This is a genomic window from Pedobacter petrophilus (genome assembly GCF_009674725.1).
GTDB lineage: Bacteria > Bacteroidota > Bacteroidia > Sphingobacteriales > Sphingobacteriaceae > Pedobacter > Pedobacter petrophilus.
The window spans coordinates 1-12,596 of sequence record NZ_WKKH01000021.1; the positions used below are offsets into that span (position 1 = coordinate 1).

A 12,596-nucleotide genomic window follows, 5' to 3' on the forward strand; every position below is an offset into this window, starting at 1 on the left:
TGCTGGATCTTTTATGCTGAACAAAATTATATCCTGTCAGCAATTCTCAAAACCTATTTATACAAACTTACGATGACATTTAGTGTTTATGATACAGCCTCTTTTTTTGTTTACGCACCTCCTTTCCATATTACAACGATTTGAAAATCGATTGACCATGCACTTCCACGCCTTCAATTACCATAATAAGGTTTGGTCAAATATTTTTTATTTGTATCATTTTCGATGTGACTTGCAATTTTGAGGAATCAATCCTAACTTAACTAAAAATTTAGTTGTTTTTGTAAATGCAACATTTTATGGGTTATGCGTCTGTATATTGATGACATAAATGGGCAATACATCACATATTATTCCGCATTCATCACATTTTTAAAAACCGAATAACAGATAAAAATAATTTAGTCCATATATGAAGAAACTCCTACTTTCGGTTACGTTCTGCTTTGCATTTCTTAATCTTCTCGCCCAAAAAAATGGAAGTATCACAGGTATTCTGGCAGATAGTGCCAACCATAAAACCACGTTAAATTATGCCACTGTTTCAGTTTATAAAGCGGGCGATAGTGTACTCAGCACGTATAAACTTTCTGATGATAAAGGCACATTTAAAATTAACAATCTCGCAATTGGTGTTAAATACCGTTTGATCATCACGGCCTGGCAATACGGTACGTTTAGGAAAGATGTAGCGCTAACCATACAAAAGCCAGCTATAGATCTGGGAACGCTTTATCTATCTACAAAATCTAATGATCTCAATGAAATAGTAATTACAGCAGAACGTCCGCCGGTTATTGTTCGGAAAGACACCATCGAATTTAACGCCGAATCTTTTAAAACTTTGCCATCTGCTGTGGTAGAAGATCTACTAAAAAAGTTGCCTGGTGTGCAAATTGCGGAAGATGGCTCCATCCAGGTAAACGGGAAAACGGTGAGTAAGATCTTGGTAGATGGAAAAGAATTTTTTGGTGGAGATCAGCAAATTGCAACTAAAAACCTGCCTGCTAACATTATAGATAAGGTTCAGGTGGTTGACGATAAACAGGCGAAAAGACGCGATCCAGATTTAGCAGCTGCTGATATTCCACAAATCATCAACCTGAAGTTGAAACGGGCGATTAAAAAAGGTGCCTTTGGGAAATTATACGCCGGAGCCGGAATCAAGAACCTCTATCAAACTGGCGGATTAATGAACTTTTTTCGTGATACCACGCAAGTGAGTATGCTGGCTTATGGAAACAACATTAACCAACCTGGTTTTAACCCTAATGATGTACAACGGATTGGTGGCTTTAACCGAAGTGGCGTAAACTCAATGATGATGAGTTCTGGCGGATATTTTGAATTTAATGGAATCAGTTTTGGAGGAAGCTCCAGTGGCATACAAACCTCATCTGGTGGTGGTTTCAATTTTAACACAATGACTAAGAAAGGCCTTAAAATAAATACTCAATATTTCTTTGGAAAATCTGATAATTTACTGGAAAGATTAACCAACACCAACCAAACCCTGGGCGCTGACCGGTTGATTACGAATGCAAACGAAAATACCAGTGCTTTAATACTAAAGCATAACATCCGCGGTAAAATCGACTGGCAAATTGATTCCTTAACACAGTTAACCATCGAACCAGTTGTTATTCTAAGTTCAAATAATGCAGTAAGTACTACTTATTCGAGTAACAGTAACGCAAACGGACAACTGATCAATACCTTGCAAAACCTGAATGATCGAAACGCTTCAAATAATAAGTACCAGCTTATAGCAGATTACAGTAAAGACTTTATAAAAGCTGGCAGATCGCTTAATCTCGGAATTGATGCATCTTACAACCCAAACCCTGTTCTTACCTATAACCGTAGCAATAGCAGATTCTTTTTAACACCGTTAAGCACAGACTTAGATCAGTTACGAAATAATTCTATTGAAAATTTTCGCACCTACATTTATAGTAATTTCACTGAACCAATTTCAAAGAATCTTAACTTTAAAATTGATTTAAGCGGAAACATCATCAATAACGAAAATGCCCTTGGTACTTTTTTTAGAAACCCAGCCAATCAATTGTATGATATCATTGTACCCAATCTCACTCAAACCGTTAAGCAAACAGGCTTTAAAACCAATGCAAATATTAGCTTTCGCTATAAAATAGGTAAAGACCTGTCTGTGCAACCCGGCTTTGTACAAAATTATATTTCTTTAAATAACCGCTTTACCACCGGAAGCGATATCAATCAGCGCTTCAATTTCTTATGGCCAACGCTAACGGTTAAATACAAAATTTTAACCATAAACTATTCTGCACAATTTACCGAACCTAACGTAAATTACCTGCAACCAGTAGCCGATAACACGAATGCGTTGTACATCAGAAATGGAAATCCAAACCTTATTCCAGCCAGAACGCAAAGCCTGAGGTTAAATATGTATAAATATGATCCTAAAAGTCTGATCAATTATAATCTGTACGGATATGGAAACTTTACGAAAAACGGCATCATCAACACAACAACAATAAATAATGGTGTACAAGTAGTTACCCCCATTAATGCAAGCGGCATTTACAATTTCTATGGTGGAGCAAATGGATCTAAAGATTTCAAAATCAATAAAACAACATTAAAAGCAGGGCTTGGCTTATGGGTAAATTTCGACCACTCTCCGGTGATCATCAATGAGATCCGAAGCAACGCTGATGTATACTATATCGGTCCTAATGGCAATTTTAGGGTTAACTTTAACGATTTTTTAGAAATCAATCAAACCTATTCCGTCAATTTAAACCGCAGTCGATACGATGATAGCTTTTACACCAACTTAAGCTATAATACGCATAACAGTACATCAGAACTGATCATCAGATACCCTAAAAAAGTTGTTTTCGAAACCACCTATGCCCTTACGGTAAATGGCCAGCAGATTGCAGGCTACAACAACAATATTAAACTATGGAATGCGGCAGTGACGTATTTATTTTTGAAAAACGACAGGGCACAGCTGAAATTTGCCGTAAATGATATTTTGCAAAGTAATGTGCGTAGAAAAATCAGTATTACCGGAAACAGTATAATAGATTCACAAAGCAATAACTTAGGAAGATATGGAATGGTAACACTAACCTATAATATTCAAAACTTTGGGCAAAAAGTTGGTGGCAGACAAACGATGTTTAATTTTTAAAAGAAAAAGGTAAACTTATTAAATAAATTCAGGGTGAAGATATTTTATAGAGAAAACCACAACAAACGGGTATGGATAAGTTAATTTTTAAAATGAATTAAGAATTGGCTTGCTCATTACCCACGTAGCGTCATACTGAACTTGATTCAGCGCCTGATTAAAGAAGTTCTGTTCGAAAAAAATAAGCAATTCTGGCCCTCAAAGCCTATAAACTGACATTTTACAGGCTTTGGGTTAATTTCACCAAATACTGGTCTTCACCATCATCAAAAATCATTTCACAATTCCAGCCGGTTTCGGCAGCTATTGTTTTAATGGTTTCTTCATCTACATAAACCCAATTGAACCAGTTTCCCTTTTCACCTTTATATTCATATTGATAAGAAACTTCACCATAATACTGGTTTTGTGGCTTTGGCATATCCTCATACAGGTAGGCGATATCAGAAGAATCGAAAATCACTTGTCCGCCGGGGTTGAGCAGGTCTTTTATTTTGATTAAAAATGCTTTAAACCCAGCCAGTGTTCCGGTTAAACCGATGCCATTCATTAACATTAAAATGGTATCAAACTTCTCTTTATAAGTAAAAACATCCTGAAGCAATGCATTTTTTACACCCCGGTCTTTCATGATCTCTATGGCAGCTTCCGAAACATCAATAGCGGTTACATCAATGTTGAATGCCTGCAAAAGTAAGGCATGGCTCCCAACACCAGCGCCAATGTCCAAAACTTTCCCTTCGCACAAGTGCAAAGCCTGGAGTTCTAAAACCGGCATATCTTCATCATCCCGAAAAAAAAATTCTAAAGGCATTTCTTCCGGTTCACCATAAGAATTGTGCAGCCAAAGTATATCTGCTTCGCCGGTTTTGTAAATATCAGTAAGGGCTTTGCCAAAAACATCCATAACACAAAGATAGGAAGAAAGCGGAAAGCAGAAAGACTAAAGCGGAAAGCCAAAAACGATCAACGAAAGACGATCAACGAAAGACGAAAAAACTACCTAAATCTCAAACTCCTGATGATACTCTGGTATAGCTACATGCTTAAATCCATGAGCTTTTAAACGCGTGGCGAAGTTTTGCTGAACATCGTATTCTCCATGAACAAGAAACAATTGTTTCACCAAAGCAGGATCCTGACAAGAAAGAAATTCCAATAAATCTTCATAATCACCATGAGCACTCATCGATTTAATAGACTGAATTTCTGCTTTTACATCGTGTTTATCTCTGAAAATTTCAACAACTTTTTTACCTGCAATTAATTGTCCGCCGAGCGAATTGGGTTCGCAATAACCTACCATTAAAATAGTATTTTTGGTATTGCCAATATTGTTGCGGATATGGTGTTTTACTCTACCGGCATCGGCCATGCCTGATGCGGAAATGATTACACATGGTCTAGGATCTTGATTTAATCCTTTAGACTCTTCAACGCTTTCGATAAACCGCAGGCCTTTAAACCCAAAAATATCGTGATCTACTTTTAAAATCTCTTTTACACCATTGTTATAAACTTCGGGATGGCTTTTTAAAATTTCGGTCGCTTTAGAGGAGAGCGGACTATCCACATAATATGGAACATCAGGTAATTTACCTTTTAATTCTAAATCATTTAAAGCGTAAAGTAACTCCTGTGTTCTTCCGACCGCAAAAGCGGGAATAATTACCTTGCCTTTTTTATTGATGCAAGTATTCTCAATAATCTCCAAAAGCATATCTTCAATCGGATCCAGATCTTTATGCAATGAATCACCATAGGTAGATTCCATCAAAATATAATCTGCCTGATCGAACTGCTGAGGACTTTTTAACAGCAAATCGCCGTAACGGCCCACATCACCAGAGAAAGTAATGCGTGTAGATTTTCCATCTTCGTTAATCGTTAAATGCACTGCGGCACTCCCTAAAACATGGCCGGCATCAGTAAATTTTAAGCGGATATTTTCATCAATTTTAAAATCCTCTTCATAGGCCACGATCTTCATCAAACTCAATGTTTTCGTCACATCCTCATCCGTATAAAGCGCTTCTTCCATTTCTTCACCTTCGCGCAAATGGCGGTTGGAGAAGTCGGCATCCTGCATCTGAATTTTTGCAGAATCCATCATTAAAATCCGGCCCAAATCCATTGTGGCAGCTGTACAGAAAATCTTTCCATCAAAGCCATCAGCAACTAATTTTGGAAGTAAGCCACAATGATCAATATGTGCGTGAGAAAGAATGAGGTAGGTTACTTTTTTGGCATCGAAACCAAAGTAGTCGTTTAATTGACCAGTAACATGTCCCATTCCCTGGAAAAGGCCACAATCTAATAATATTTGATTATTATTCTTTAGAGTAATCAGGTGCTTGCTACCTGTAACTGTGCGGGCTGCACCGTGAAAAGCAATCTTCATTTAGATATGGTTAGGAAATACAAAGAAATGAAAATGCCGGATATTTCCGGCATTTTTAATCTCTTAACCTTTCACTTCTGAAATTTTATCTTTTACCTTATCGGCTACGCCAGAAGCTTTATCTGCTAATCCGGCAAATTTATCCTTTGAAGCATCTAAAAGATCTGCAAAGAAATCTGATAATTTACCTTTAATATCGTTAGAAGAATCTGAAGATAACGCTAATGCGATGGTTGCTCCTAATGCTGCTCCGGCTAATACGCCTACTATAAGTTTTGTTTCTTTTTTCATGGTCTTAGTTATTTATCTAGTTAAACATATTTCACCATAAGGTGTTTTATTTTTTTTATCTTACAAAAACCAATCCACAATGAAACAAATATTTTTTATTGATTTAGATAATACCATATACTTTACAAAACCCAACGAGCAACAGCTGATGAGTGGGCTGTATCAATTCCTGGATGAGCAAGACTTAGGCATTTCTACAGAACACCTTCAGGCTGCGAAAAGCGAAATGTTGCGCACGCCGTTCCAGAAAGTTGCTGAAAAATACGGTTTCAGAAAGGAAGCCATGGAAAATATAATTGACTACTTAAGTTCAAGAGAAGTAATGAAACCATTAAAACCTTCAGATGATTATCACTTAATAAAAACATTAAAAGGAAGAAAATTCATCGTAACTGCAGGCTTTTACAAACAGCAAACCTCTAAAGTAAAAATGCTGGGCATTGCCGATGATTTCGAAGAAGTTTGTGTAGTTGATGTTACCGTTTCCAATAAAAAGGAAGCCTTTCAGAAACTGATTGAACAACACCAGTTAAATAAGGAAGAAATTTTGATTATCGGTGATGATGCCGAATCTGAAATCAAATATGGTCTTGAACTGGGATTGGACACTTTTTTATTGGATCCTGAAAACCGATATCCAAATGCCGAAACCACTTTTAAAGGGCTGGATTTGAGGGATCTTAAACAGGTAGCAGGACAATAAGGGCATAAAAAAATCCCGGTCTTCACCGGGATTTTTTAGCTTATCCTCTTCCGCCTCTTGATGGCCTTCCGCCACTTTCACTGCCACTTCGCTCACTACTTCCTCTTTGCTGTGGCTGTGCAGATTCTGTTCTGCGTTGTTCTTGTCGCTGTTGCATTTGCTCATTACGCTGCGACCTTTGTTGTTCCATTTGTTGAGCACGTTGCTGCTGTGCCTGTGCATCTCGCTGAACTCTTTCTTGTTGCTGAGCCTGCGCCTGTTGCGAACGTTGTTGCTGCATCTGCTCACTACGCTGTGCCCTTTGCTGTTCCATTTGTTGAGAACGTTGCTGTTCTACCTGCTGGTTGCGTTGTTGCTGCATTTGCTCACTACGCTGTGCCCTTTGCTGATCCATTTGTTGCGAGCGTTGTTGATCTGCCTGTCCTCTTTGCTGTTGCAGTTGTGCATCGCGCTGCGCACGTTGCTGATCCTGCCCCATCCGGTCTTGCTGACTCCTTTGCTGACGGACCTGTTCTGAACGTTGCTGGTCCTGACCACTGTTTACATTTTCCTGCGCCTTTCTTTGCTCAATGCCGTTGGTGCTTCCGCGACTAATTCTACCATTAGCATTTCTGTCATAAGCCTCGCCCCTGTTATTTGGCTGATTATTATCTCTGCCTGCACCAGCATCATTGCCGCGGTTTGATTGACTACTGCGGTTGTCATTTCTCGATCCAAAACGATTATCGTTATTGCCTCGTTGCTCATTGTTATTTCCGCGCTGATCACGGTTCACATTGTTATCGTTTCTTCCGCCACGGCTGATTCCTGCATTTCCCTGTTCAAATTTTCTCGGTGCCGCACTTCGGTTATTTACTGCATTTCGTTCTGGTCTTGGTCTGTAAATTGATACTTCTCTGCTGCCAACCCTGCCTGCACCTGGTCTGCTGCTTTGATCAAAACGATATACAGTTACATTACGGTTGGTTGCACGTCTGATATCTTCCATTCTCGGACCACCATAATAACTTCTTCTGTTATAAACATAAGTGTTGTTAATAATGGTTGTATTGCGGATATAAACATTGTTTCTACCATAATCATACCTTGGAAAAGTGTTAATGTAGATGTTACGTTGTGGAATAAAGTTCCAGCAAAACTCTGGTACAGAATAACGACGACCGAAGCTTAAATTAATGTTAATACTGGGTGCCATTGGTGCCCAGCCATAATAACCATCGCCACTTCTCCAGTCTACCCACGCCGGCCCCCAGTTAGTATCCGGCATCCAGATCCATTGGCGGTAGCTGTTGATTACCCAACGGCCGTAGTGGAAAGGTGCCCAGCCCCAGTCATAATTGGAAACCCAGGTATTGCCATATTCCGTCATGGCCCAACGTCCGTTAGTATAGTAAGGGCGAAAATCACTTTGATCTACATCCGGACGCCAAACATAACCATATTGCGGATCCTGAATCCAGGTTCCGTAAGGCGTAAGTTCATCATAAAATGTTTGCAATGAAAAGTTGCCAGTGCTATAACCATCATCCTGGTAATCGTTTTGATAGTCTTGTGCCCTGACTAAGGTTGTGGTTCCGGCGAGGAGCGCAAAAAGCCCCAGCACAATCGCCGATTTTTTCAGTGTTTTCATTTGTGTGTTTATTTAATAACCTAATTTGTGTGTATCAATTAGAGAACCAAAAATTTACAAGGTTTAATATGCATGCATAGTTTTTCGATTTTCCCTGAAATATCGCTTCCCAGGCCATATTTAACTCTTATATAACGATTTAAGCTGTCTGCAATTGTGCAGAAAAGCAGTCATCTAAAAATAAAATTTGCTACACCTTTTCATATTAAGAAGAATATACCGCAGGCAGACTAAATTTTAAAACTTAAATCCTATTTATTGTAAGTATTTTTGCATCATGCAAAACGGCACTTTATATCTTATTCCTGTTCCTCTGGCAGAAGAGGCAGCACATAAAACCTATACTCCCTACCTGGTTGATACCATTAACCAGATTGATACTTATATAGTAGAAAACAGCAAAACGGCCCGTCGGTTTTTAAAAGAAGCTGGCTTAAAAACGGCCCAAAAAGATTTAATCGTTCACGATTACGGAAAACATAACCGCACAGATTTAGGACAGTTTTTTGAAGAGCTTACTGCTGGTAAAGATGTGGGATTAATGAGTGAAGCAGGTTGCCCGGGTATTGCAGATCCAGGTGCAGATATTGTTGCAGAAGCCCACAAACGTGGGATTAAAGTGGTGCCGTTGGTTGGCCCAAGTTCAATTTTATTGGCTTTAATGGCATCTGGTTTTAACGGCCAAAGTTTTGCTTTCTGGGGTTATTTACCAATTGACAAAGAACAACGTACCAAGCGCATTAAAGATTTAGACTTATCGGCGAGCCGCTATAAACAAACCCAGATATTTATTGAAACCCCTTTTAGAAACAATCAACTTTTTGAAGAGGTATTGAAAAGCTGTAAGCCTAATACACAGATTTGTGTGGCCAGCAATTTAACCGGCGAAGGGGAGTATATCAAAACCCAAAGCGTTTACAACTGGCGGAAAGAGGAAATCGATCTTCATAAAAAACCAACCATATTTTTGTTGTATTAATAGCAGCTGTTATGATAATATTCAGGCCCTTGTTTTTTAACATGGGCTTTTTGTCTTTTATAGCTTTGACAACTTAATATAGCGCTTAAGAAAATTTGCGATGGCGCCTGGTCACTAGCAAAGCACAATAGGGTAGGTTCATTTTTATATGCTGCCATTCCCCTTAAGGTCTGACGCATGTTAAAACTGATTACAAAAAAAGCCCAACACCATTTCAAAGCTCTGACAACTTTTATAGCGCTTTAGATAGAAAGCTGTCAAAGCTGGCTTGAAAGCCACACAACTTATTTTCAGAAAAATTACTCACATTTTTTAGTGGAAAACTTGATTTCAAAAAGCCTCGAATCCCGCAAATCCTGATTAGCTTTGCTCCCTTGAAATTTGAAAAAAGAATATGTTAGCTCATCATAAAATAATTGCTGCAGAATTAAAAATCGCAGAAAAACAAGTTACGGCAACCGTAAGCTTATTGGATGAAGGTGCAACAGTACCTTTCATTTCCCGCTACCGTAAAGAAATGACCGGAAGCTTAGATGAGGTTGAAGTGGCAGCAATTCGCGATAGGGTATTGCAATTACGGGATTTAGATAAACGCCGCGAAGCGATTTTAAAATCAATGACGGAACTTGGAAAATTAACCCCTGAATTAGAGAAGAAAATCATCGAGGCTGAAACCATTTCGCTGCTGGAAGACATTTACCTTCCTTATAAACCGAAACGCAAAACACGCGCTTCAGTTGCAAAAGAAAAAGGTTTGGAGCCATTGGCTTTGCAGATTTTTGATCAGAAAAATTTCGACTTACATGCTGAAGCTAACAAATTTATTGATGCTGAAAAAGGGGTAAATACATTTGAAGAAGCGTTGGCCGGAGCAAGAGATATTATGGCTGAAATGATTTCGGAAAACGTAGAGGCCAGAACAAAAATGCGCACATATTTTCAGGAAAAGGCCGTTTTTAAAGCTGAAGTAATTAAAGGAAAAGAAGAGGAAGGTATAAAATACAAGGATTATTTTGAATGGAATGAGCCGGTTAAAACAGCAGCTTCGCATCGGATTTTGGCCATGCGACGTGGCGAAAAAGAACTTATTTTAAGGTTAGATGCCTTGCCTCCTGCCGAAGACGCGTTAACCATTCTCGAAAATCAATTCGTTTCGGGTAATCATGCGGCATCAAAACAAGTGCAGCAAGCCCTGGAAGATGGCTATAAACGCCTCTTAGAACCTGCAATGGAGACTGAACTTCGGGTGCTGACCAAACAAAAAGCAGATGAAGAAGCCATTAAGGTTTTTGCTGAAAATGCCCGTCAATTATTATTAGCTGCACCAATGGGACAAAAAAATGTCCTGGCCATTGATCCCGGTTTCCGTACAGGTTGCAAGGTAGTTTGTTTGGATAAACAAGGTCAGCTTTTAGAAAACACAGCCATTTACCCGCACACCGGGCAGGGAAATGTAAAAAATGCCGAAGCAACGATCAAACAACTTTGTGAAAAACATCACATTGAAGCCATAGCCATTGGCAACGGAACGGCCGGAAGAGAAACAGAATCATTTATTCGTGGTTTGAATCTACCAAACACAACCATTGTAATGGTGAACGAAAGTGGTGCATCGATCTATTCCGCATCTGAAGTAGCCAGAAATGAATTTCCCACTCAGGATATTACCGTTCGTGGTGCAGTTTCTATTGGCCGCCGCTTAATGGACCCGTTAGCAGAACTGGTAAAAATCGATCCAAAATCTATTGGTGTTGGACAATATCAGCATGATGTGGATCAGACTAAATTACAAGCGAGTCTGGATGATACCGTAATGAGTGCTGTAAACGCTGTTGGGGTTGAATTAAATACCGCATCGAAACAAATTTTAGCCTACGTTTCGGGCCTTGGCCCAACACTGGCGCAAAACATTGTTGATTATAGAAATGCAAATGGTGCTTTTAAAACCCGTGCAAGCTTAAGAAAAGTTCCGCGTTTAGGGGATAAAGCTTATGAACAGGCGGCAGGTTTCTTACGCATCCGTAATGCAGAAAATGTTTTAGATACCAGTGGCGTACACCCTGAACGTTATGCTGTTGTAGATCAAATGGCTAAAGATTTAGGCACAACCGTTTCAGCTTTGATGAAAGATCAGCAATTGCAAAAGCAGATTAAGCCGCAACAATACGTTACCAATGAAATCGGTCTGCCTACTTTAAATGATATCCTGAAAGAATTGGCTAAGCCGGGTCGCGATCCGCGTGAGCAGTTTGAAGCTTTCAGTTTTACCGATGGCGTAAATGAGATTTCAGATCTGAGAATCGGCATGAAACTCCCTGGTATTGTAACCAATATCACCAATTTTGGTGCTTTCGTTGATATTGGCGTTCACCAGGATGGTTTGGTTCACACGAGTCAGTTGGCCAATCGTTTTGTAGCCAATGCAAACGATGTGGTAAAGGTTCACCAAAAAGTGGAAGTTACGGTGCTGGAAGTTGATGCCGCCCGCAAAAGAATTTCTTTATCGATGAAAACGGAGAATAGTCCGAAGTCTTCAGTCGGAAGTCTGAAGCCCAAAGAACAAAAGCCTAAACAGGGTCTTAAGCCCCAAACAGCAAAACCAACTTTCAAACCAAAGCAGGAGAAAAAAGATGCTGATGGCGATTTACAGGAGAAATTAGCGAAACTTAAAGGGATGTTTAAATAGTCGGTGGCTTATGCAATTGTTAGTGAACACCAACCAGATAACAAAAACCACCTATCTTTTATTAGCGTAAATCATGCAAGAACAATTAAACTTTCAGATTGACCATAACATCCACCTAGAATTAACTCATCACACCCATGCTGAAGGTTTATTTAGGTCTGTAGATGAAAACAGAGATCACATATCCAAATTTTTATCTTGGGTAGATCATATGAAAACTGTTGAAGATACCCGAAATTATATCAAAACTTGCACCCAGTTATTTAACGAAGGAAAAGAAGTTAGCTTTGTAATTATTTATGCAGGCAAAATTGCTGGCAGAGTTGGCTTGCACCACATTAATAATTTAGACAAAAACGCAGCTATTGGTTACTGGCTGACAGAAGAAGCCATTGGTAAAGGCATTATTATTAATTCTTGTAAAAAACTAATCAATTACGGCTTTGATGTTTTAGGTTTAAATAGGATAGAAATTAAAGTTGCCACTCAAAATTTTAAAAGTCAGGCGGTACCTGAAAAGCTAAATTTTGTAAAAGAGGGGATTTTAAGACAAGCAGCTATCATGAATAATGACTTTCTCGATTTAATACTTTATTCGGCACTAAAAAAAGAATGGGTAAATAAATAATTGTTTATCCATTCTATTAATCACTTAATTACCTATCTAATAGCAATCTTACGCTGCTTATTCTTAATTTCATATCTTTAACTGGACTTTT

Annotated in this window: 9 protein-coding genes; 5 read left to right on the forward strand and 4 right to left on the reverse strand. The window is 38.9% G+C overall.

The window, feature by feature from the left end; translation table 11 throughout:
• Positions 1-412 precede the first annotated feature (412 nt).
• Complete coding sequence (locus tag GJU39_RS13775) at positions 413-3,187, forward strand: outer membrane beta-barrel protein (protein ID WP_154281412.1); 2,775 nt, start codon at positions 413-415, stop codon at positions 3,185-3,187.
• 220 nt (positions 3,188-3,407) lie between these two features.
• Here the strand turns inward: GJU39_RS13775 and GJU39_RS13780 are convergent, their stop codons facing one another.
• The 3 genes from GJU39_RS13780 to GJU39_RS13790 all read right to left on the reverse strand — a co-directional run bounded on the left by GJU39_RS13780 (position 3,408) and on the right by GJU39_RS13790 (position 5,879).
• Positions 3,408-4,094, reverse strand: a complete 687-nt coding sequence (locus GJU39_RS13780; RefSeq protein ID WP_154281414.1) for a class I SAM-dependent methyltransferase — start codon at positions 4,092-4,094, stop codon at positions 3,408-3,410.
• Positions 4,095-4,190: 96 nt separating this feature from the next.
• Complete coding sequence (locus tag GJU39_RS13785; protein WP_154281416.1) at positions 4,191-5,588, reverse strand: MBL fold metallo-hydrolase RNA specificity domain-containing protein; 1,398 nt, start codon at positions 5,586-5,588, stop codon at positions 4,191-4,193.
• A gap of 63 nt (positions 5,589-5,651) precedes the next feature.
• Positions 5,652-5,879: a YtxH domain-containing protein gene (locus GJU39_RS13790; RefSeq protein WP_154281418.1), complete on the reverse strand. Its 228-nt coding sequence runs from the start codon at positions 5,877-5,879 to the stop codon at positions 5,652-5,654.
• A gap of 79 nt (positions 5,880-5,958) precedes the next feature.
• Here GJU39_RS13790 and GJU39_RS13795 point away from each other — a divergent pair, with 79 nt between their 5' ends.
• Positions 5,959-6,582, forward strand: coding sequence for an HAD family hydrolase (locus GJU39_RS13795; RefSeq protein ID WP_154281420.1), 624 nt, complete (start codon positions 5,959-5,961; stop codon positions 6,580-6,582).
• A gap of 40 nt (positions 6,583-6,622) precedes the next feature.
• Here the strand turns inward: GJU39_RS13795 and GJU39_RS13800 are convergent, their stop codons facing one another.
• Entirely contained in the window at positions 6,623-8,212 is a 1,590-nt protein-coding gene (locus GJU39_RS13800; RefSeq protein WP_154281422.1) for a DUF6600 domain-containing protein, read from the reverse strand.
• A 277-nt stretch (positions 8,213-8,489) separates the two neighbouring features.
• Here GJU39_RS13800 and GJU39_RS13805 point away from each other — a divergent pair, with 277 nt between their 5' ends.
• The 3 genes from GJU39_RS13805 to GJU39_RS13815 all read left to right on the forward strand — a co-directional run bounded on the left by GJU39_RS13805 (position 8,490) and on the right by GJU39_RS13815 (position 12,505).
• On the forward strand, positions 8,490-9,191 hold the full coding sequence (locus GJU39_RS13805; RefSeq protein ID WP_154281424.1) for an SAM-dependent methyltransferase: 702 nt from the start codon (positions 8,490-8,492) through the stop codon (positions 9,189-9,191).
• A gap of 394 nt (positions 9,192-9,585) precedes the next feature.
• A complete protein-coding gene (locus GJU39_RS13810; RefSeq protein WP_154281426.1) occupies positions 9,586-11,877 on the forward strand; it encodes a Tex family protein in 2,292 nt (763 codons plus the stop codon).
• Between the two features lie 73 nt (positions 11,878-11,950).
• The gene (locus GJU39_RS13815) at positions 11,951-12,505 is read left to right on the forward strand and encodes a GNAT family N-acetyltransferase (RefSeq protein WP_154281427.1); all 555 of its coding nucleotides are present in this window, start codon (positions 11,951-11,953) and stop codon (positions 12,503-12,505) included.
• The last annotated feature ends 91 nt before the right edge of the window (positions 12,506-12,596 follow it).

Bases quoted from the DNA above. Each gene is read 5' to 3' on its own strand.
- GJU39_RS13785 (WP_154281416.1), bottom strand. From the start codon at position 5,588: ATGAAGATTGCTTTTCACGGTGCAGCCCGCACAGTTACAGGTAGCAAG.
- GJU39_RS13805 (WP_154281424.1), top strand. From the start codon at position 8,490: ATGCAAAACGGCACTTTATATCTTATTCCTGTTCCTCTGGCAGAAGAG.
- GJU39_RS13780 (WP_154281414.1), bottom strand. From the start codon at position 4,094: ATGGATGTTTTTGGCAAAGCCCTTACTGATATTTACAAAACCGGCGAA.
- GJU39_RS13815 (WP_154281427.1), top strand. From the start codon at position 11,951: ATGCAAGAACAATTAAACTTTCAGATTGACCATAACATCCACCTAGAA.
- GJU39_RS13790 (WP_154281418.1), bottom strand. From the start codon at position 5,879: ATGAAAAAAGAAACAAAACTTATAGTAGGCGTATTAGCCGGAGCAGCA.
- GJU39_RS13775 (WP_154281412.1), top strand. From the start codon at position 413: ATGAAGAAACTCCTACTTTCGGTTACGTTCTGCTTTGCATTTCTTAAT.
- GJU39_RS13810 (WP_154281426.1), top strand. From the start codon at position 9,586: ATGTTAGCTCATCATAAAATAATTGCTGCAGAATTAAAAATCGCAGAA.
- GJU39_RS13800 (WP_154281422.1), bottom strand. From the start codon at position 8,212: ATGAAAACACTGAAAAAATCGGCGATTGTGCTGGGGCTTTTTGCGCTC.
- GJU39_RS13795 (WP_154281420.1), top strand. From the start codon at position 5,959: ATGAAACAAATATTTTTTATTGATTTAGATAATACCATATACTTTACA.